This window comes from Aggregatibacter sp. (assembly GCF_057314075.1).
In genome coordinates this window covers 278,083-299,141 of record NZ_DBHLAR010000004.1, presented here as the reverse complement: position 1 = coordinate 299,141, position 21,059 = coordinate 278,083, and the positions used below count along the sequence as shown (strand labels likewise).

Below are 21,059 nucleotides of genomic sequence, written 5' to 3'. Positions count from 1 at the left end.
AAAGAGCAGTTAGAAAACTGCTCTAAATAGCATTGGGCGTATTGTAATCGAAATTAGATCCACACGAAATATGCCATGCCGCCAATTATTCCGATACAGAAAAGGTTGAGAATAAAGCCGACTTTTGCCATATCCACTTGTTTGACATGGCCTGTCGCGAACACGATAGCGTTTGGCGGTGTAGCAATTGGCAACATAAAGGCACAGCTTGCACCGCAGGCGATGATGGCAGCGAGGGCGATTGGTGGCAAGTTTAAGGTTTGCGCCACTGAAATCACAATCGGCATAATCAATGCCGCACTGGCGGTATTAGAGGTGAATTCTGTGAGGAAGACGATGAATGCGCTGACGACGAAACAAAGCACCCACAGCGGCTTTTCATTGGTAAATTGCACAATGGTGTCTGCCATGATTTTACTGGCACCGGAGTCTTTCATGACAATACTCAGTGTTAATCCGCCACCGAAGAGCATTAATACGCCCCATTCCACACGTTGTTGAATTTCTTTCCATTTTGCCACACCGGTTACACCGATAATCACCACTACGGTTAAGGCGATAACACTATCAAAGCTATCAATTTTTTTCTCTAAGCCCAGTAAACCGGAGAACCAAGGATTGAGGATGGAACTAAACAGGAGCAGTAATGCCATGACGCTGAAGATGACTAGTGTGATGATGTTCTTTTGGGTGAAAGAGACTTTTTCAAGCGACGGAGCAAATTCGACATGAAAATTAGGGCGTAAAATGACCCAAAGGGAAAATAACATAGAAGGTAGCAACAGCAGCATTACCGGGAAGCCATAGCCTAACCATTCAGTAAAAGTCACTTGAATTTGAGAGGCCAAGATGGCATTAGGGGCGCTGCCGACTAAGGTACCAATGCCGCCAATACTGGCACAAAACGCCATGCCTAATAAGGTAAACGCATACAGGCGATAATTTTTTTCTGAATTTAGTCCTTTTAACATCCCGATGGTGAGTGGCAACATCATTGCGGCGACAGCGGTATTATTGATCCACATGGATAAAAAGGTGGTTACCCCAAATAAATACGCCACAGAAAGTTTTAAATTGCCTTTGGCGAGTCGCACGATGTAGTTCGCGATGATTTTATCCAGTTGCTGAATTTGTAATACTGCCGCGATAACAAAGCCCCCGAAGAACATATAAATAATCGGCGTAGCAAAAGGCGCAAGGGCTTTCTGTGTATTAATGAGCCCCAAACCAATGGCGAGAATCGGCACCATAAGCGAGGTTACCGTAATATTAAAGGCTTCTGTCAACCACAAAATACCGATGAACGTCAGCAAGGCCAAGCCACGGTTTTCCTTTGGTGAGAAGGGTAATGTGTTGATTAGCACCAACATCAAGATAAAATCCAAAACAAGAATAATCAGGCTTTTATATTTAGCGAAGAAAGGGATTTGTGTTTGCATAATAAATGTCCTCCATGACTGCTATTTATTAGCATTGTTTTAATAAACTGGAAACATTTTTTTAACAAAATTGTGACGGCTATCAAATATATTTTGTGAAGAAGAAAGAGATAAAAGTGCGGTGATTTTTATGAAAGGATTACATGCTTGTTTTACTGAGTAGAAGAGATAATCCTTGAGAAATAAAAAAGTGCGGTAGATTTTATCGGAATTTAAAAACACCCGAAAAATCCACCGCACTTTTAGCGATATGAAAGATTACAGATCGAAATCGTCGAAATCTTTGGTGTCCACTTTGGAGTCAATTTGCCCCACAAGATAAGAACTCACTTCCACTTCTTGCGGCGCCACTTGTACGTTGTCGGAAACCAACCAGGCGTTGATCCAAGGGATCGGGTTGGAGCGCGCTTGGAACGGCAATGGCAAGCCTACCGCCTGCATACGGATATTGGTGATGTATTCCACGTATTGCACCAAAATGTCTCGGTTCAAACCGATCATGGAACCGTCTTTGAACAAATAATCTGCCCAGTCTTTTTCTTGTTCTGCTGCCGCTAAGAATAAATCGTAGGCTTCTTGCTTACATTCTTCCGCAATTTCAGCCATTTCCGGATCGTCTTGACCCGCTGCCATGATGTTTAAAATGTGCTGCGTACCGGTTAAGTGCAACGCTTCATCACGGGCGATGAATTTAATGATTTTCGCATTACCTTCCATTAATTGACGTTCAGCAAAGGCAAAAGAGCACGCGAAAGACACATAGAAACGAATAGCCTCTAAAGCGTTTACGCTCATCAAGCAAAGATAAAGTTGTTTTTTCAAATTACGCAAGGTGACGACACATTCTTTGCCATCCACCGTGTAAGTGCCTTCACCGTACAGGCTGTAAAGTTGGCTGTCGCGGATTAAATCGTCGTAGTAAGAAGAAATATCGCGCGCGCGTTTGATGATTTCTTCGTTGGTCACGATGTCGTCAAACACGATAGATGGATCGTTCACAATGTTACGGATAATGTGCGTGTAAGAACGGGAGTGGATGGTTTCAGAGAACGTCCAGGTTTCGATCCAGGTTTCTAATTCCGGAATCGACACCAACGGCAACAACGCCACGTTCGGGCTACGGCCTTGAATGGAATCTAACAAGGTTTGATATTTTAAGTTGCTGATGAAAATGTGTTTTTCATGTTCAGGCAATGCGGCGTAGTCGATACGGTCTTGCGACACATCCACTTCTTCCGGACGCCAGAAGAAGGAAAGTTGTTTTTCAATGAGCTTTTCAAAAGTCTCATATTTTTGTTGATCATAACGTGCAACGTTAACGTTTTGACCAAAGAACATTGGTTCTTTTAACTGGTCATTTTTGTTTTGTGAGAAAGTGGTATATGCCATTTTATACTCCGACTTATTTGTATCTTATTTCGCCAATTTGAAGAGGTACAGCATCAATTATGCATCCTAGAGCAGATAAATCACTATCAACATTTTTCCAAACATAATGTTTTAAAAGCTGTGGAACATTGTGATTAGCTTCATTAAAAACTAGAGTAATTATCTTAAAGTTAGGATCTTCCATAGCCCTATTTTTAGCATAATCAACCTCATCTGATAGATACTGGGTATCTTCATAATTATCAGTAATAAAAAATATTGCAGCGCAAGATTCTTGCATACCTTTTAATAGAGATCTGTTTAATTTATCTCCAGCTTTAAGTTCTTCTTCATCTAACCATGGAGAGAAACCTAGTTTTTGAAGAATATTTTTAAACTCTCTAACTTTAGATTTATCTTTACTTTTATGGCTAAGGAATATCTTCATTGGCAGTAATCCTAAGTAGTTTTTATGACTTATAAGATTTTCTTCTATCTCACTAGATAAATTACTTAAATCTCTATGTAAGATAAATAATCCATCATCATAGTTTACATGATAAGTTTTACGAAAGTATTCTCTTATCATATTGATATTGTTTGGTGTTACTTCATCAAATCCAATATCGCTAGGTATTAAAGAACTTCCACTTGATGTTATTACTGGTGAGAATGGAGAGTTCTTATAGAGAAAAATGATGTAGTTATTACCTAAATCAAATGTACTTAACTTACTGATACCGTTTATTATAGGCCATCTTCTAGAGTGATTAGGATATTCCTTATTAACTAATTGTTTATATATATCAAGGATCACATTATCCCATCGAATATTTTCTTTGTTTTGATATTGGAAAAGAGCATTTTCTAGATAATTTTTTATATTCACAGTTGAGAATCCTCAAAACTAATTAAATCTTACAAGCCCCACCAGCACAGCCGTCATCTAAATCTTCTTGGCTGTCTTCGGCACCGTCACGGGTGTTTTGATAGTAGAGGGTTTTTAAGCCGTATTTGTAAGCGGTTAAGAGATCTTTTAACAACACTTTCATCGGTACTTTGCCGTCTTCAAAACGTTTCGGATCGTAGTTGGTGTTGGCGGAGATGGCTTGGTCCACGAATTTTTGCATGATGCCGACCAAGTGCAAGTAGCCGTCGTTGCCCGGAATGTCCCAAAGCAATTCGTAGTTTTCACCGAGGTTTTCATAATCCGGCACCACTTGTTTCAAAATACCGTCTTTCGATGCTTTGACGCTCACATGGCCGCGTGGCGGTTCGATACCGTTGGTGGCGTTGGAAATCTGAGAAGAGGTTTCCGACGGCATTAAGGCAGTGAGGGTTGAGTTGCGCAAGCCGAATTCTTTAATGTCACGGCGTAGGCTTTCCCAGTCGTAATGCAACGGCTCTGAGGTTAAGCTGTCGATGTCTTTTTTGTATGTATCGATTGGTAAAATGCCTTGTGCATAAGTCGTTTCGTGGAAGTATTCACACGCGCCTTGTTCTTTCGCCAAGTTCATGGAGGCTTTCAATAAGTAATATTGAATGGCTTCAAAAGTGCGGTGAGTTAAATCGTTGGCGCTGCCGTCAGAATAACGCACGCCGTGTTTCGCCAAGTAGTACGCATAGTTGATGACGCCGATACCTAAAGAACGACGGGCTAGGGAACTGCGTTTTGCCGCAATTACCGGATAATCTTGGTAATCCAATAAGGCATCTAATGCACGAACGGCAAGATCCGCCAAATTGTCGAGCTCGTCTAAGTTGTCCAATTTGCCTAAGTTGAAGGCGGAGAGGGTACAAAGGGCGATTTCGCCTTGTTCATCATTAATGTGGCTTAACGGTTTGGTTGGTAAGGCGATTTCCAAGCACAGGTTGGATTGACGCACCGGTGCCACTTTCGGATCGAATGGCGAGTGGGTGTTGCAGTGATCCACGTTGTGAATGTAAATACGACCGGTGGACGCACGTTCTTGCATTAATAAAGAGAACAATTCCACGGCTTTTACGGTACGTTTACGAATGGACGGATCCTGTTCATATTGTACGTAAAGTTCTTCAAACTTGTCTTGATCCGCAAAGAACGCTTCGTAAAGTCCCGGCACGTCGGACGGGCTGAATAGGGTAATGTCGCCGCCTTTGATTAAGCGTTGGTACATTAATTTATTGAGCTGTACGCCGTAGTCCATGTGACGTACGCGGTTGTCTTCCACACCACGGTTGTTTTTCAACACCAACAGGCTTTCGACTTCTAAGTGCCAAATCGGGTAATACACGGTTGCCGCACCGCCACGCACGCCGCCTTGAGAACAAGATTTCACGGCAGTTTGGAAATATTTATAGAACGGAATACAACCGGTATGGAACGCTTCGCCGCCACGAATTGGGCTACCTAGCGCACGAATTGCACCGGCATTTACACCGATACCGGCACGTTGAGAAACGTATTTCACGATAGCAGAGGCGGTGGCGTTAATGGAATCCAAGCTATCGCCACACTCGATCAACACACAAGAGCTGAATTGACGGGTTGGCGTACGTACGCCAGCCATGATTGGGGTTGGCAAGGAAATTTTGAAAGTGGAGGTCGCATCGTAGAAGCGACGGATATAATCCAAACGGGTTTCTTGCGGGTATTTGGAGAACAGGCTTGCCGCCACTAATAAATAGAGGAATTGAGCAGATTCGTAGATCTCGCCGGTTACGCGATTTTGAACGAGATATTTGCCTTCTAATTGTTTTACTGCCGCATAAGAGAAGGTCATGTCGCGCCAATGGTCGATAAAACCGTCCATTTCGTCCCATTCTTCACGGGTGTAATCATCCAATAAGGCATGATCGTATTTGCCCATGCGCACCAATTTTTTCACATGATCGTATAAACGCGGTGGATCGAAATGGCCGTAAGCCTTTTTACGCAAATGAAACACTGCAAGGCGCGCAGCAAGATATTGATAATCCGGTGAATCTTTGCTGATTAAGTCTGCTGCCGCTTTGATAATGGTTTCATGAATATCGGAAGTACGAATACCTTCATAAAACTGAATGTGAGAACGCAATTCCACTTGCGACACGGACACATTGTCCAGTCCTTCTGCCGCCCATGTAATTACGCGGTGGATTTTATCGAGGTTAATCGGCTCCAGTGTGCCGTCACGTTTGGTGACCATTAATGCTTTATTCATGAAAGACGCTACTCCTTAGATATAGACTCAAAACACAATATATAGTTATAAGTCAAAAAATTTGGCACAAGATAATGTGTTGAGATAAAGAATTCAAGCGATATATTTTTTTATTGCTTAGTTGACATTAAATAACTGGTTATAAATAAAGAAAATTTTTCTATGGACGGAAATAGGCATTTATTAAAATTTGTGCGCGAGATCAAATTTTGAATTAAAAATGGATCCGAGGATGTTTTTGGGGGATCAAAAGTGCGGTGAAAAAATAGATTGAATTTCAACCGCACTTTTATCTCCTATTTACCTTTCCAACTGTACAGGTAGGAATAAGCTCAGTGGACGTTTCTTGAGAATTTGACAGACACAGCTCAAAATATCACACCAATTATCCACTTCCGTTTTGAGGGAGCGGAGGGCGAGCCATAAGGCGAGTGAGAAACTAACGATGAGATTGACTAAACCAATCAGCAAAACGAAGATAATGCTTTGCGTTAATAATGCCCAACCGAAATCTCCGCTGACAGCGATGTAGCCTACGTTGGCGGAGGAGAAGGCTACATGGCGAATATCCAGTGGAAGACCGGTTAAATAGCCAATGACACCGGTTAAGCCGAGCAACATACCGAAGCACAAATTTCCCATGATGGAGCCATAGTTATCGTGCATATAATCAGCAAATTTGGCACGACATCTACTACTTAATATGAGTTTGAGTAGAGGGTGTTGTCGTAAGCGCATTTTGAGGTTCAGATAATTACTGCGGTTATCGAAGAAACCCGAAATAATTCCGGAACAGAATAACCATACTCCGGCAATGGCGGCAAACCATAAACTGCCTGCCAACGGATCAATGCTGTGTAATTGATACTCGATCATCGCTTTGTTTAATAATGGCGTTCCTGTTTGGTGTTCCACAACAAAAGCAATGAGTGCGGCTAGGCTGATGGCGACTATCACGTTACCTAATACGGCAATATTTTGTGAACGAAATACGTCCACCAATAATTGTGCCAATTTCATGTTTAAGTTGTGGTCTTGCTGATTGCGTTCTACTGCTTCGGCAAAGCGGGCTGCTGTCATAGCGGGTTGCTTAGTAGCAACAGTGAAGTGCAACATAAAAATCAAGGTAAAGCCAACGCCATAATTTAGTCCCTCTACAATCCCTTTCCAAACTTTGTCGTCAATAACTGAGCCTAAATAAATTTTAAATAAGGCCATTAAGGCGATCAAAACTCCACCGCCGGCTGCGGAATAAAACATAGCAAAATATTCTTTTCGATTACGTGTGATGTAATGTTCACCGTGATCACTTGCATTTTGCGTAATGCTTCGGGCTACGAGTTTGTTGCTTTGTTTCCATAACCTAGAAATGCTGTGCTGCTCGGCCGAAGCAGCAGCAATGGTACCGGTCAATAAGATAATGCGACGTGGCAAATAACGATTAGAAGCAAAAATTGCCATGAGTTTTTCCAAACGTTCTAAAGTTTGTTCGAGACGTTCCAATAAAAAAGTGGCATTGAGTGATGTACCAACAGTCGTACCGCGTTTTTTCAGGCGCTCAATTAATTCCCAACATTGTTCAATCATGACTTGTAAATGACCGTCATCAAAAGATTGTTGAGTACGGAGGGCATGCAACCAATCCACTACTTCACGGTGTAGCGCAACAAAAGGAGAGTCGGCATTGAGTAATGTGGGTTCCATTCGCATGAGCTCAGGTTCCATGTCTTCAGCAGCGATCCAAATTGAAAGCATTTCAATAGCGAACAGACCTTCTGCTTGAAAGTGTTGATGTACCCGCTGTTTATCGCTGTCAGTGGCATGACGACGTAATAAACGGATCAAACCACACCATTCTTTCAATGGGACAGCATTAATCCAACGGGCGTCGTTTTTATCACTAAATAACAAATAAAACACATCACGCAGATCGTTAACGTCTTTAAAAGAAGGGTTAATCCGTTCGTATAAACGATTCTTCATTTCACGTCCAAAACCTTCTCGTGGCAGAATACCGCTGCTAATAAATAAGGGATATAAACGCATACTGCAGAGCCAGCTACAGAGCATTGCGCTCAGCTCTCGAGTTAACTTTTTATTTTGTTTTAGGTTGTTCTTAAGAAGACGTAAGGCGGGTAACACTTGTTGCGGTTCACATTGACGTAGCCAATAACAAAGACCTTCTAACAGCTCGAAGGTATTATTTCCCATAGTGTGTTGTTGTAAGAATGCATTTAAGGTTTCTGGTGTAAATAATGAATATTTCACTAATATAGGGCCTTTTTGAATGTTTATGGTTTATTTTGAGCGATAGATTATAAAGAAAATCAAAAGTCAAATGCAAATTAGGTAAAATGCGGTCGAAAAACATCGTGTTTTTAGAAATATTGGTTTAACTTTTAATGTTAAAGGAAAAATCAAGTGACTAAGCACCTTATAGATTATTTTATTGATGAGTTTGAATAGGATATAAAAGTTTTCATCGTGCTATTTTTCACTTTTTATAGATTATTGGTTGTACCTGTATTTACAAGGCTTTCATTGGCGTAAAAATTAAACGCAATCGATTTCGATTTTTCATGTAATGGCATATAATCTCAGCCTTTCATTATTTCAGTTTAAGAGAGCGTTCAAATGCAAAAATGGTTTAAACACAGTTTAGGTTTGGTGTGTCTTTCGTCTTTATTTTTTAGCCAACAGGTGGCGGCAGAAGGACGTTTGACCGTGTATTGCACGGTGCAAAATGCCTTGTGTGAAAAAGTGACGACGCAGTTCGGGGAAAAATATGATGTGAAAACGGAATTCGTACACGGGGGCACGGAAACCATTTTTGGCAAGATCAAAGCGGAGAAAGACAATCCGCAGGCAGATTTTTGGTATGGCGGCACCATTGAGCCGCATTTCCAAGCGGGCGAGTTGGGTTTGTTAGAAGCCTACCGTTCGCCAAAACAAGCGGAAATCTTACCGCAGTTTAAATCGCTTATGATGCAAAAAGGTGATTTTACTTCCGTGGCATACATGTTGGTGTTGGGCTTTGGTGTGAATACACAAAAATTGGCACAACTGGGTTTGCCCGCGCCACAAAGCTGGGAAGATTTGCTCAAACCGGAATATAAAGGTGAAATTCAACTGCCGGATCCGCGTGCTTCCGGCACGACCTATACCATCATGGCAACCTTGATTCAACTTTGGGGCGAAGAGAAGGCCTTTGATTATTTGAAAAAGCTTAATGAAAACGTGTCGCAATATGTGAAAAGTAATTTAGTGACGGCGAATTTATCCCGTGGTGAAAGTGCGGTGAGTGTCGGTTTTGTGCATGCCTATGCCACCGAAAAGGAAAAAGGCGCGCCGGTGGAAACGGTGATTCCACAAGGCAAAACCGGTTATGCGTTGGGTGGTGCAAGTATTATTAAAGGCGCACGCAACCTCGATAATGCCAAACTGTTTATGGATTTTGTGTTGTCGAAAGAGGTGCAGGAAATGCCATGGCGTGATTTCGGTTTATATCAAATCCCAACGAATGCCAATGCGGAATCTTCACCAAAATCCGTTGATCCGAAAAAATTAGATTTTGTTGAATTTGATTTTGTGAAATTTGGTTCTAAAGATGAAGGCAAGCGATTAATTAATAAGTGGCTGGCTGACATCAAATTATCGAAATAACCCTTCCTATGCTCGGCATAAATACCGTGCCGAGCAAGATCTTATGCTGACGTATCCATGCTAAAACACCTATTTCATCAACCTATCACTTGGATTTTGCTCGCTTTTCTGGCATTTGCCTGTTTGCCGGTGCGTGCCTTGGATTATGGAATTTCCGGGGCGACTGCGAAAGAATATTTCGCCGCGATGGGATGGGCTAAGGTCAATATCAGTTGGCTGTGGTTTGGTGCATTATGGATTTTCCCCTTGTTTCAGCGATTCTCTGCTTCTCGCCACTCGGCAAAAATAACCGTTATTTTGACCGCACTTTTGAGCTTCTTCATTTGGTTCTCCGCGGAAGCTTATGCTTTTCGCTTCGGCTATGCGGTGATTTTCCTGTTTATTGCCATCGGCGCCATATTCGTGGATGCCTTAGCTCGTTTAGGTTTTTTACGGGGAGATCGTTTTTTATTGGCGGTCGCCACAGGGCTTGCCGTGTTGGTGATCGGCTTTATTTTTTATCCTATCACCGCATTATTTACGATCTTTTTTACCGGCGAATCCGGTGAGTTTGGCAGTGTTGTTACGTTATTAAATCACCTCGGCTTGTGGAAAGTCATTGGCAATTCTTTGGCGGTATCGTCTGCGGTCGGCGTATGTTCTGTTGCCTTTGCGCTTGTTTTGGCGTTGTACACCACAAGAATTGCCAAACGCAGTTTGTTTATCAGCAAGATCTTCTCCTTATTGCCGATGGTAACGCCGCCTTTTGTCGTGAGCCTAGGCGTGATGTTGATGTTTGGGCGCTCAGGCTATGTGACACAATTTCTCGCGCAACATTTCGGCGTGAACCCAAATTGGCTTTATGGCTTTAACGGCATTCTTATTTCTCACACGTTGGCACTCACGCCCATGGCATTTATGTTGTTGGAAGGGGCATTAAAAAATCTTTCACCGAAATTGGAAGAGGCCGCCGTCATGCTCGGTGCAAATCGTTGGCAGAGTTTTCGTTTTATCGTGTTGCCGTTATTGAAACCGGCATTAGCCAATGCCTTTTTAATCGTGATGGTGCAATCTTTGGCGGATTTCAGCTCGCCTTTTGTGTTAGGCGGCAATTTTGACGTGTTGGCAACGCAAATTTATTTTTACATTATGGGGGCACAAAACGACTATGTCTCTGCAAGTGCCTTGGGGATTATTTTGTTAAGCATTTCCCTCGGGATTTTCTGGCTGCAATATCATTTTATCGGGCGTAAAAATTACGTTACGCTCTCGGGCAAAGGGTTTGAAGGTCGAAGCTCGCCGTTATCTTTCGGTTTAAAGATTACCGTTGTAAGTATTTTTGCTGCCTGGGTTGGTTTCAATGCTTTATTGTATGGCAGTATTTTTTACGGCAGCGTGATGCAGAACTGGGGTGTTAATCACACCTTTACTTTACAACACTACATCACGCTATTCGGACAAGGCTGGAAGAACGGTGCGATTCCGTCTTTAGTGCAAACCGTCTTGTTCGCCGTGATCGCCGCCCCTTTTACGGCAGTGAGTGGTTTTTTGTTGGCTTATTTCTTTTCTCGTCATCGCTTCTTCGGACAAAAGCACATTGAATTTCTCACGTTGCTCAGTTTTGCGGTGCCGGGAACGGTTGCCGGGGTGTCTTACATTCTTGCGTTCAATAATGTCCCACTTTATTTAACCGGCACAGGGGCGATCATTGTGCTTTCGATGGTGACTCGCAATATGCCTATTGGTTTACGTGCCGCGTTAGTGAATTTTAAACAATTAGATCCGGCATTGGATGAAGCCGCCTATTCTTTAAAAGCTAGTGCGTTTCAGACGTTACGTTTTATCACTTTGCCTTTATTGAAGCCCGCTTTATTGTCTGCTTTGGTAACCAGTTTTGTGCGTGCCATGACGACCATTAGTGCGATTATTTTCTTAGTTACGCCGAGCACCCGCGTGGCAACGTCGTTTATTTTAAATCGGGTAGAAGATGGCGATTACGGTTTAGCCGTGGCCTATGGCGCTAGTTTAATTGTGATTATGATGCTGGTTATCGGCTTATTTGGTCGATGGGTTGGTGAGACAAAGTTAGGACGATAACATGACACAACATATTGAATTAAAAAAGGTTTATAAAGCTTTTGGTTCAACCAAGGTATTGCAAGATTTCAATCTTTCTTTTGAAAAAGGCAAATTTACGACCTTATTGGGCGCATCAGGCTGTGGCAAAACCACCATTCTGCGCCTTATTGCCGGATTAGAAGATCTCGATCAAGGGCAAATTTTATGTGACGGAAAAGACATCAGTCGGTTACCGCCACAACAGCGAGGCGTGGGGATTGTTTTTCAATCCTACGCACTTTTCCCGCATTTAACGGTCGGGGAAAATGTGGCGTTTGGTTTGAAAATAAAGGAAAACCATTCCTCCGATATCGCTGAAAAAGTCAGTCAAGCATTAAAAATGGTGGAGCTCGAGGGATTTGAACATCGCCGTATCGAACAACTTTCCGGTGGACAACAACAACGTGTTGCCTTGGCGCGGGCGTTGGTAATTGCGCCACAAATTTTATTATTTGATGAGCCGTTAAGTAATTTGGATACCAACTTGCGCCGCACCATGCGTGAGATGATTCGTCATTTACAACAGAAATTGGGCATTACCGTGCTCTATGTGACCCACGATCAAACAGAAGCCTTTGCTATTTCTGATGCGGTAGTGGTGATGAACCAAGGAAAAGTCGAACAGATTGGTTTGCCGAATACGCTCTATCATCATCCAACCTCTCGTTTTACGGCAAACTTCATGGGGGAAGTGTCTTTCTTTCCTGTGACGGTAAAAAACGGAAACTATATTCTGGCAGAAAATCCCTTATCGATTGAATCGAATGAGCTACCACAGGATGGAAATTATTTGCTCGGTATTCGCCCGGAAGGCGTGTTATTAGAGTTAACAGGAGAACCTGCGGAACGTTGTGATGTGCAATCGACGATTTCTATGGGGAATTATTGGGAGATTCAGGTGCAATGGCATGGTTTGCCATTATTAGTGCATTTAAATCCGAATGATTACATACCAAATCAGCCCGAGTATTTTGTTAAGTTACGTCCGATTGGTTGGTTTGTGCTGCCTGTAGAGGAATAGAAAAGACGGAAAGTGCGGTGGGTTTTACCGTGTTTTTCGCCCTGTGTTAGACGAATAGGGCGAGGAAACTGGCGAGAGAGTATGAACGGAAAATGTCTGTTATTCTTTCCAAATAATATGATATTGACGATCTTCTTCTCGGTGAGAAATTAAAAACTTGGCAAAAATATCATCCATTTCGTCTTGTTCATTCACCAGTCCAATCCAGACTTCGGCATATTCTTCCGAATCAATTAACACACCAATTTCTTCTTCCCAGTTATCAGCGGTTTCGACGAACTCCACAGCGCCACGTTCTTCAAATTGCAGATTAAATAACAGAATATCGGCAGGATCGAGATTTTCCGGTGCCATCTCAAGAAAAATATCATAGGCAATATCAATCGCCGTATCGGGATCCAGTTTTTTGAATTCGCTCATTTGTGTATTCCATGCAAGTAAATTGGGGGCTCATCATAGCATAATTGCGGCGAAAGTGCGGTCGGTTTTTGTGGCGTTTTAAAATGTGAAGAAAAGGGGCTTTTTTAAGCCCCTTTTTTATTTGTTTATGCCATCTTTTTCACCGATTTGCGAACCACCAATTCAGGGTGGATTTCAATTTTTTCTTTCTGATCGGATTTATGGTTAATGCGTTCAAATAATAAATTCACGGCTTGCACACCTAAACGAGACTTAGATTGGTGCACGGTTGTCAGTGGCGGTGAATAAAAACGTGAGGCATGAATGTTGTCATAACCGATAATGGAAATGTCTTCCGGTACACGTAAGCCTTTTTCGCCAATCGCAGAAATTGCGCCCAACGCCATGACATCGTTACAACAAAATACGGCGGTTGGTAGGTTGTCTTGGCTTAAAATTTTATTCATGCACTCATAGCCGTCTTCCGGTTCAAAAAAGCCTTCCATTACCCAGTTCGGATTAACCGTTAAATCGGCTTCTTTCATCGCATGGATAAAGCCTTCATAACGGGTTTTAGCCGTTGTTTTGGTGAGCTCACCGGCAATAATGCCGATGTGTTTATGGCCGTTTTCAATGAGATGTTTAGTGGCTAAATAGCCGCCATCAAAGCTGTTATCTTGGATGATGTCAGTGTGTACGTTCGGGCCCCAATCCATCACGACCATCGGGATATTTTCAAAAGAATAGAGTAGGTTTAAGGAATCCGGAAAATATTCGGAACACATAACCAAAATGCCATCTACGCGTTTTTTCGCTAGCATTTCCAAATGGTTTTTGATTTTTTCCGCATTATTTTGCGTGTTACACAGAAACAATGAATAACCTTGGCGATAGCAATGTTCTTCCACCGCATGAATGATTTCCGCAAAATAAGGTGCTTCACTGGTGGTGACGATCATGCCGATAGATTTGGTGGTATTCACTTTAAGGCTACGCGCCACCGCACTTGGGGAATAATTAAGATCTTTGATGGCTTGTAAAACCAAACTTTCGGTTTCTTGTGCCACAAAGCGGGTTTTATTGATTACGTGCGACACCGTGGTGGTGGATACGCCTGCCATTTTGGCAACATCTTTGATGGTAGCCATAACTTTCTCCCTAAAAATTTTGGCTATTATAAAGAGGTAAGTGCTTTTGGTTAAGGGCATAACACAGAATTTTTATTAATCTGTCGGCTTTTTCATATTTGGTTGGCTTTTTATGTGAATTTTTTGTTAAGATATAGGCTCTTTTAACATAAAGACAAAAAAAGAGGTGAATCATGGGGACTTTCGGTTATGCAATGATGACGGTTGCGCTTTCTCTTAGCGTGATTCTTGTTTTAGCGTTTTCCATTTTCTAATGAAAAACACATCAAAAAGAAACCGCACTTAGTTTTAAAGTGCGGTTTCTTTTTAGAACCTTTCTTCTGTCTTTCCTGCTAATCCATCACGAATTTTATGTTCAAAAAAGGCGTAGTCCACTAAAAAGGCATCATGACCATAGTCAGAGCTGAATTCGTAATAATTTAAATTAACGCCATTTTCTTCCAAGAGCTGTTTACTTTTGCGCAATTCCGGCAATTTGAACAGCTGATCGTTATCTACTGAAACTAACGTGTAACGTGCTTGAATGCGAGAAAGTGCGGTTTTTAAGTCGGCATAACCGAGGCTTGGATCGTATAAATCCAATGCGCGTAATAAATGCAGGTAGCTATTGGCATCGAAGCGCGCAAGAAATTTCTGTCCTTGGTAGCTCAAATAAGACTCCACTTGGAAATAGTCTCCTTGCAAATTGCCTTCTGCTTTGGTCGCACGTCCGAAAGCTTTGGTCAGCTGAACATCTGTACGATAGGTAAGCATGCCAAGCATGCGCGCTAACGCTAATCCTTTATCCGGTTTGGCTCCGTCGTAATAATCGCCGTTATTAAAGTTTGGATCGCTGATAACCGCTTGACGCATAACGTGATTAAACCCGATGGCTTCTGCGCTGAAAGATAAAGAAGAGCATAAATTCACTACATTAGAAACGAAATCAGGATAGTCAATCGCCCATTGATTAGCTTGCATTCCTCCGAAAGAACCGCCAATTATGGCGTGCAAATGTGGAATAGCCAGAGAGTCTAATAAGGCTTTTTGCACTTTTACAATATCTTGTACTACCACGGTAGGAAATTGGCTACCGTACGGGCGACCGGTTTTGGGATTAAGTGAAGATGGGCCGGTTGTGCCTCTGCAACCACCAAGCACATTGGAACAAATAAAGAAATAGCGTGAAGTATCTAATGCTAACCCCTCGCCCATGAAATTTTGCCACCAACCTTGTTGGTTTGTCTCCTCTTCAAAGTAGGGTTCAGCATCCCCGGTAAGGGCATGGCAAATTAACACGGCATTGCTTTTATCCGCATTCAATACACCGTAAGTTTGATAGGCAACTTCGATGTGTTCCAGTTGACCGCCTAACGTAAGCTGTAAAGGTTGATGGGTAAAAACGGTGGTCTTTTTTATTGTCATTGCAAAATCCGGCGCAATTTCTCTTGTTATCAGTAAAGGTGAGTAACGTTACATCCTGCGACTATCCCTTGTCAAGAAATTTTAGACGTCTAAACATCTGGAAGTTTTTAAGGCTATAAATAACGAAATTACACTTGAATTCCAGGCTTTTTTTCATTATGTTGAATACCAATTTTTTCTGATAAAACAGCTAATGAAATTGAATTTAAAAGAAAAGTTACAAACATATTTCACACTAACGCAGATGAAACGGCTTTCCCGTTACATGGCGTTGTTTGTGGCTTTTTTTGCGATTTTGTTGGTGATTGTTGATCAGACCATTGGATACTATGTACGTAATGACATCTACTACGACATCGAAAAAGTGCCAAATCGTCCTTATGGGTTGGTGCTTGGCACGTCAAAATATTTCTCGGATAACACTCTGAATCTCTTTTATTACAATCGCTTATTGACGGCACAACGTTTGTTTGAAAAAAGAAAAGTAGATTATTTATTGTTAAGTGGTGATAACCGTACATTGCAATACAATGAACCGCGTACCATGTTGAAAGATTTGAAAAAGATGGGCGTTCCGCAAGAGTTTATTTATTTAGATTTTGCCGGATTCCGCACATTGGATTCCGTGGTTCGTGCCGATCAAGTGTTTAAAGCCCATTCTCTGATGATCATTTCACAAAAATTCCACTGTGAACGTGCTTTATTTATTGCAAAATTCCATAACATTGATGCCATTTGTTTTGTTGCCGATTATCCGCAAGGTTATACAAAAGTGCGGGTGCGAGAATTTTTTGCTCGTTTGCAGGCTGTATGGGATTTATTAATGGAAAGGGAACCGCACTTTTTAGGGGCGCCTGAACCTTTGCCCCCACCGGTGACGATTCCCGATGTGACGGATGCTAACAGTGGTATTTAATCACTTTACGGCTGATAGGCGTGTTATTTACTATCGTTTTATGTTTTTTCGAAATGGCATCAAATGCCAAATTTAATAGAGATTGCGATACTTTATCGTAATCTTGCACGCTACAAATCACTGGATTTTCTAATAATTCTAACATTTCAAAATGACCAAAGGTTGCAATCGTTAAGTGATGAGGCACATGGCTCAAACGTTGCAATAATACCAACATTACGCCTTCTAATAGCGTAAATGAGGTAGTAAAAATGGTGGTTGGCAAATCCCCTTGTTCTGATAACCATTGCGCAAATGTGTTTGCCGCATTGTTTTTATGAAATTGATCCGTATATAAATAATCAACTTTTATCGTTTTATCTTTCAGTGCTTTGCGAAAACCCAACTCACGTTCCTTGCTAGTGGGCAATTCGGGCAATGCGCCAAAGAATAACACGTGCTGTTGATTCGGCAGTTTGAGAAACTCCTTGGCTAAGCGGCATGCGTCGCCTTCATCATCGGTCAAGACATTCACGACGTTTGGTGATTGAATACGGCGATCAAATCCAATAACGGGTACATCGGCATTTTGGTAAAAATCTGTGTCATAAGGCAGTGCAGAAGAGACAACCAACGCATCAACTTGACGTTGTAATAAATGTTTTACGCAATCTTGTTCATTTTTGATGTGATCATTGGAGCAAGAAATGAGTAGCTGATATCCTTTTTCTCGTAAACGATTTTCCAACTTGTTGGCGATTTTGGCATAGCTGATATTTTCAAAATCAGGAATAATCAAACCAATAGTTTTACTTTTGCCCACGCGCAAGCTTGCTGCCATGGCATTGGGTTTAAAATCATATTGCTTAATCAGCGCCTGCACTTTAGCTATCGTGCTATCGCTTACACGATATTGTTTCGCCTTTCCATTTACAACGTAGCTTACCGTTGTGCAAGAAACGCCCGCCAACTTGGCGATTTCATCTAATTTCACATTAACTCCTTATAAATGTCAGAAATAGATCGTAGATTGATTAAATTGCACAAATTTTGTATGTAACTACATAAATTATAGCACCTCGTTTTATTAAAAATGGTACGCATATCACAAAATTGCTTATTTTTTCCAGGAGGGTTATATACGGTGTTTGTTTATGTAATATATTTTGTGAATAGATAGTAAGTAACACTGCTTAAAAATGGCATAAAAGTACGGTCGTTTTTTTACTCGCGTTTTTCAATGCATTTTTAACGAGCAATTTACACTGTTTCACATTTATTTTTAGGAATAAGAATATGTCTAAAATTAAGACAAGTTTTAATGTAGTGGAAGAAAGTACTAAACGTTTAGCGGTATTAATTGATGCTGATAATGCTTCTGTTAAAGATATTAAAGCCATTTTGGAAGAAACAACACATTATGGGGAGGCGACAGTTAAACGTATTTATGGCAATTTTGTTTCTACGAATGGGCAGTGGAAAGAAGCCATTAATGAATACGCAATTAAACCTATGCAACAATTTGCCTTTACGACAGGGAAAAATGCAACTGATGGGTTTATGATTATTGATGCTATGGATTTACTTTATACAAATCGTTTTGATGGTTTTTGTTTAGTTTCCAGTGATAGTGATTTTACTGCATTAGCAATTCGCTTGAAGGAACAAGGCGCTACCGTTTATGGATTTGGTAAGAAGCAGACTCCAGCCGCATTTCGTAATGCCTGTAGTCGTTTTATTTATGTTGAAAATTTACATGATGAGACGGAAGAAATAGGAAATGTCGTTGGTAAAAAAGGATCTAGTCAACTTCAAATATCTAAGACTGCTAAAACTTCTACAACAAAAGGTAAAGGGCTTCCTTTAGAAACGTTACATAAAATTTTTGAACAACAACCTGACTGGATACAATTAGGTTTTTTGGGACAACAGTGGGGGTTATTGGAAACTGATTTTGATCCGCGGAACTATGGATGTAAAAAACTAAGTGATCTTGTAAAAATGTATAGCAATATTTTTGAATGTCAGCTTAAAAAGGATTCAGAAAATAGCCCTGGGCAAATGTATGTCAAATTAAAAAAATAAAATAGATAGCCTCTGCTTTTCGACGCGTAGTTAACTAAAAAAGTGCGGTCAAAATTTACAACAAATTTTGACCGCACTTGATGTTTATATAGCGGCTATAAATAGCCCTTTTCTCCACGTGGTAAGCTCACTAAACCGGAGCGGACGATTTCGATGACAACGGCTTCTTCTTTTAGTGTGCTCACGAAGGCATCCAGTTTGTCTTTGGTGCCGGTGAGTTGGATAATGTAAGACTTCGTGGTGACGTCCACAATTTGCGCACGAAAAATATCCGTCAAACGTTTCAGTTCTTCCCGTGCCGCGCCTTGTGCTCGGACTTTAATTAACATCACTTCACGCTCAACGTGTTCACAGTCGCTTAAATTAATCACTTTGAACACATCCACTAATTTGTGCAATTGCTTTTCAATTTGCTCTAGCACTTGTTCATCACCGTAGGTTTCGATAGTCATACGGGATAACGTTGGATCGTCTGTGGGTGCCACAGTCAGGCTTTCGATGTTGAAAGCACGTTGTGAGAATAAGGCGACAACGCGGGATAACGCGCCTGATTCATTTTCGAGTAATACTGATAAAATTCTACGCATTATGCATTCTCCGGTTTAGTCAAAATCATTTCATTCATAGCGCCACCACGCACTTGCATTGGGTAAACGTGTTCGTTGGCATCAACGTTGACATCAACAAAGACCAGTTTATTTTTTATGCTGAACGCTTGTTTGAGTTTTTCTTCCAGTTCTTCCGGTTTGGCGATTTGAATACCCACATGATCGTAGGCTTCCGCTAATTTCACGAAATCCGGCAACGAGTTCATGTAAGTTTGCGAATGGCGACCGGAATAAATCAAATCCTGCCATTGTTTCACCATACCGAGGAAATGGTTGTTCAAACAAATGACGACGATAGGAATATCATACTGTTTGGCGGTAGAAAGCTCTTGAATGTTCATTTGAATACTCCCATCACCGGTAATACAAACCACCGTTGCTTTCGGATCGGCCAGTTTGACACCAAGTGCTGCTGGCAAACCGAAGCCCATCGTGCCAAGCCCACCGGAGTTGATCCAACGACGTGGTTGGTCGAACGGGTAGTGTAAGGCCGCGAACATTTGATGTTGCCCTACATCAGATGCCATATAAGCATTACCTTGAGTTAAACGATAGATGGTTTCAATCACTTGCTGAGGTTTGATTACGCCGCTGTGACGATTGAAATCTAAGCATTTCACGGCTTTCCATTGTTCGATTTGTTTCCACCAATCAGTTAAATCAGATTGGGATTTAGCAAGATTTTCATCTTCCAATAACGATAAAAATTCGTCTAATACGCTTTCTGCGCTACCTACAATCGGAATTGCTACCGGTACGGTTTTGGAAATGGAGGTGGGATCCACATCCACATGAATCACTTTCGCATTCGGGCAATATTTCGCGAGATTATTGGTGGTGCGATCGTCAAAGCGAACGCCGATACCTAAAATCAAGTCGCTGTTATGCATGGCGGTGTTGGCTTCATAGGTGCCATGCATACCGAGCATACCAAGGAATTGTTTATCCGTGCCGGGGAAAGCACCTAAGCCCATAAGAGAAGAGGTGACCGGCAAATTTAACTGTTTAGAAAAGCGTGTTAAGGCATCGTGGCAGTTGGCCGAAATCACACCACCGCCCACAAAAAGCACCGGTTTTTTTGCTACCAATAAGGCTTTTAATGCTTTTTTGATTTGCCCTTTGTGACCTTGCACCGTTGGGCTGTAAGAACGCAAAGTAACTTCTTCCGGATAAGTGTAGGCAAATTTGTTCAACGGATTGAGTATGTCTTTCGGCAAATCAATCACTACAGGACCGGGACGACCGGTAGAGGCAATATAAAAGGCTTTCTTAATGATGGTCGGAATGTCTTCCGAGTTTTTAACTAAAAAGCTGTGTTTCACGACCGGACGGGAGATGCCTATCATGTCACATTCTTGGAAGGCATCGCTACCAATTAACCCCGATGGGACTTGTCCGGAAAGTACCACTAACGGAATGGAATCCGCATACGCCGTGGCAATACCGGTAATGGCATTGGTGGCGCCCGGGCCGGAGGTGACTAAAACACAACCCACTTTGCCGGTAGCTCGTGCATAGCCGTCAGCCATGTGTACTGCCGCTTGTTCGTGGCGTACTAAAATGTGTTCGATGCCCCCTAAAGTATGGATTGCATCGTAAATATCTAAAACGGCTCCACCCGGATAACCAAATAAAAATTCAACACCTTGATCACGCAAGGATTGAACGACCATTTCTGCTCCCGATAATTTTTTCATTTTCACCTCTTAATATGTTGTCTTAAAAAACACTGATTTTTTTGACCGCACTT

16 protein-coding genes are annotated in these 21,059 nt (G+C 41.7%); 5 read left to right on the top strand and 11 right to left on the bottom strand.

The window, feature by feature from the left end; translation table 11 throughout:
* Nucleotides 1-53: 53 nt before the first annotated feature.
* The 5 genes from ACO5E4_RS03090 to ACO5E4_RS03070 all read right to left on the bottom strand — a co-directional run bounded on the left by ACO5E4_RS03090 (nt 54) and on the right by ACO5E4_RS03070 (nt 8,200).
* Nucleotides 54-1,439: an SLC13 family permease gene (locus ACO5E4_RS03090; protein WP_485862035.1), complete on the bottom strand. Its 1,386-nt coding sequence runs from the start codon at nt 1,437-1,439 to the stop codon at nt 54-56.
* 258 nt (nt 1,440-1,697) lie between these two features.
* Nucleotides 1,698-2,828: a class Ia ribonucleoside-diphosphate reductase subunit beta gene (gene nrdB, locus ACO5E4_RS03085; protein ID WP_005700384.1), complete on the bottom strand. Its 1,131-nt coding sequence runs from the start codon at nt 2,826-2,828 to the stop codon at nt 1,698-1,700.
* 13 nt (nt 2,829-2,841) lie between these two features.
* Nucleotides 2,842-3,696, bottom strand: a complete 855-nt coding sequence (locus tag ACO5E4_RS03080; RefSeq protein WP_314953123.1) for a TIR domain-containing protein — start codon at nt 3,694-3,696, stop codon at nt 2,842-2,844.
* Nucleotides 3,697-3,718: 22 nt separating this feature from the next.
* Nucleotides 3,719-5,989, bottom strand: coding sequence for a class 1a ribonucleoside-diphosphate reductase subunit alpha (gene nrdA, locus ACO5E4_RS03075; RefSeq protein ID WP_111305758.1), 2,271 nt, complete (start codon nt 5,987-5,989; stop codon nt 3,719-3,721).
* Between the two features lie 300 nt (nt 5,990-6,289).
* Nucleotides 6,290-8,200, bottom strand: coding sequence for a site-specific recombinase (locus tag ACO5E4_RS03070; RefSeq protein ID WP_048750564.1), 1,911 nt, complete (start codon nt 8,198-8,200; stop codon nt 6,290-6,292).
* Nucleotides 8,201-8,623: 423 nt separating this feature from the next.
* On the opposite strand from ACO5E4_RS03070, the gene ACO5E4_RS03065 reads away from it, so the two are divergent.
* The 3 genes from ACO5E4_RS03065 to ACO5E4_RS03055 are packed head-to-tail and all read left to right on the top strand — an operon-like array spanning nt 8,624 to nt 12,770.
* Nucleotides 8,624-9,652 (top strand): ABC transporter substrate-binding protein, encoded by a 1,029-nt coding sequence (locus ACO5E4_RS03065; RefSeq protein ID WP_048750489.1) that lies wholly within the window; start codon nt 8,624-8,626, stop codon nt 9,650-9,652.
* A 57-nt stretch (nt 9,653-9,709) separates the two neighbouring features.
* Nucleotides 9,710-11,728 carry an ABC transporter permease subunit gene (locus tag ACO5E4_RS03060; RefSeq protein ID WP_314953128.1) on the top strand — a complete coding sequence of 673 codons (2,019 nt, stop codon included), beginning with the start codon at nt 9,710-9,712 and terminating at the stop codon, nt 11,726-11,728.
* Between the two features lies 1 nt (nt 11,729).
* On the top strand, nt 11,730-12,770 hold the full coding sequence (locus ACO5E4_RS03055) for an ATP-binding cassette domain-containing protein (protein ID WP_314953130.1): 1,041 nt from the start codon (nt 11,730-11,732) through the stop codon (nt 12,768-12,770).
* Between the two features lie 99 nt (nt 12,771-12,869).
* Here the strand turns inward: ACO5E4_RS03055 and ACO5E4_RS03050 are convergent, their stop codons facing one another.
* The 3 genes from ACO5E4_RS03050 to metX form a co-directional block, all read right to left on the bottom strand.
* Nucleotides 12,870-13,190: an HI1450 family dsDNA-mimic protein gene (locus tag ACO5E4_RS03050; protein ID WP_314953132.1), complete on the bottom strand. Its 321-nt coding sequence runs from the start codon at nt 13,188-13,190 to the stop codon at nt 12,870-12,872.
* Between the two features lie 125 nt (nt 13,191-13,315).
* On the bottom strand, nt 13,316-14,317 hold the full coding sequence (gene purR, locus ACO5E4_RS03045) for an HTH-type transcriptional repressor PurR (protein ID WP_109858790.1): 1,002 nt from the start codon (nt 14,315-14,317) through the stop codon (nt 13,316-13,318).
* 306 nt (nt 14,318-14,623) lie between these two features.
* Nucleotides 14,624-15,721, bottom strand: a complete 1,098-nt coding sequence (gene metX / locus ACO5E4_RS03040; RefSeq protein WP_485862034.1) for a homoserine O-acetyltransferase MetX — start codon at nt 15,719-15,721, stop codon at nt 14,624-14,626.
* Nucleotides 15,722-15,914: 193 nt separating this feature from the next.
* Between metX and ACO5E4_RS03035 the strand changes: the two genes are divergently transcribed.
* Nucleotides 15,915-16,637, top strand: coding sequence for a SanA/YdcF family protein (locus tag ACO5E4_RS03035; RefSeq protein WP_485862033.1), 723 nt, complete (start codon nt 15,915-15,917; stop codon nt 16,635-16,637).
* Here ACO5E4_RS03035 and cra read toward each other — a convergent pair.
* Nucleotides 16,621-17,610, bottom strand: a complete 990-nt coding sequence (cra, locus tag ACO5E4_RS03030; RefSeq protein ID WP_485862032.1) for a catabolite repressor/activator — start codon at nt 17,608-17,610, stop codon at nt 16,621-16,623. The two genes, ACO5E4_RS03035 and cra, sit on opposite strands and share 17 nt — an antisense overlap.
* 302 nt (nt 17,611-17,912) lie before the next feature.
* Between cra and ACO5E4_RS03025 the strand changes: the two genes are divergently transcribed.
* Nucleotides 17,913-18,701, top strand: a complete 789-nt coding sequence (locus tag ACO5E4_RS03025; RefSeq protein WP_485862031.1) for an NYN domain-containing protein — start codon at nt 17,913-17,915, stop codon at nt 18,699-18,701.
* Nucleotides 18,702-18,796: 95 nt separating this feature from the next.
* Here the strand turns inward: ACO5E4_RS03025 and ilvN are convergent, their stop codons facing one another.
* Both ilvN and ACO5E4_RS03015 read right to left on the bottom strand, forming a co-directional pair.
* Entirely contained in the window at nt 18,797-19,288 is a 492-nt protein-coding gene (gene ilvN, locus ACO5E4_RS03020; RefSeq protein ID WP_109432460.1) for an acetolactate synthase small subunit, read from the bottom strand.
* Nucleotides 19,288-21,006, bottom strand: coding sequence for an acetolactate synthase 3 large subunit (locus ACO5E4_RS03015; RefSeq protein ID WP_485862030.1), 1,719 nt, complete (start codon nt 21,004-21,006; stop codon nt 19,288-19,290). The genes ilvN and ACO5E4_RS03015 overlap by 1 nt, the downstream gene beginning before the upstream one ends.
* Nucleotides 21,007-21,059: the final 53 nt, after the last annotated feature.

Excerpts from the sequence above, each read along its gene's own strand:
- ACO5E4_RS03090 (WP_485862035.1), bottom strand. The coding sequence starts at position 1,439 with ATGCAAACACAAATCCCTTTCTTCGCTAAATATAAAAGCCTGATTATT.
- nrdB (WP_005700384.1), bottom strand. The coding sequence starts at position 2,828 with ATGGCATATACCACTTTCTCACAAAACAAAAATGACCAGTTAAAAGAA.
- nrdA (WP_111305758.1), bottom strand. The coding sequence starts at position 5,989 with ATGAATAAAGCATTAATGGTCACCAAACGTGACGGCACACTGGAGCCG.
- ACO5E4_RS03070 (WP_048750564.1), bottom strand. The coding sequence starts at position 8,200 with ATGGGAAATAATACCTTCGAGCTGTTAGAAGGTCTTTGTTATTGGCTA.
- ACO5E4_RS03065 (WP_048750489.1), top strand. The coding sequence starts at position 8,624 with ATGCAAAAATGGTTTAAACACAGTTTAGGTTTGGTGTGTCTTTCGTCT.
- ACO5E4_RS03060 (WP_314953128.1), top strand. The coding sequence starts at position 9,710 with ATGCTAAAACACCTATTTCATCAACCTATCACTTGGATTTTGCTCGCT.
- ACO5E4_RS03055 (WP_314953130.1), top strand. The coding sequence starts at position 11,730 with ATGACACAACATATTGAATTAAAAAAGGTTTATAAAGCTTTTGGTTCA.
- ACO5E4_RS03050 (WP_314953132.1), bottom strand. The coding sequence starts at position 13,190 with ATGAGCGAATTCAAAAAACTGGATCCCGATACGGCGATTGATATTGCC.
- purR (WP_109858790.1), bottom strand. The coding sequence starts at position 14,317 with ATGGCTACCATCAAAGATGTTGCCAAAATGGCAGGCGTATCCACCACC.
- metX (WP_485862034.1), bottom strand. The coding sequence starts at position 15,721 with ATGACAATAAAAAAGACCACCGTTTTTACCCATCAACCTTTACAGCTT.
- ACO5E4_RS03035 (WP_485862033.1), top strand. The coding sequence starts at position 15,915 with ATGAAATTGAATTTAAAAGAAAAGTTACAAACATATTTCACACTAACG.
- ACO5E4_RS03025 (WP_485862031.1), top strand. The coding sequence starts at position 17,913 with ATGTCTAAAATTAAGACAAGTTTTAATGTAGTGGAAGAAAGTACTAAA.
- ilvN (WP_109432460.1), bottom strand. The coding sequence starts at position 19,288 with ATGCGTAGAATTTTATCAGTATTACTCGAAAATGAATCAGGCGCGTTA.
- ACO5E4_RS03015 (WP_485862030.1), bottom strand. The coding sequence starts at position 21,006 with ATGAAAAAATTATCGGGAGCAGAAATGGTCGTTCAATCCTTGCGTGAT.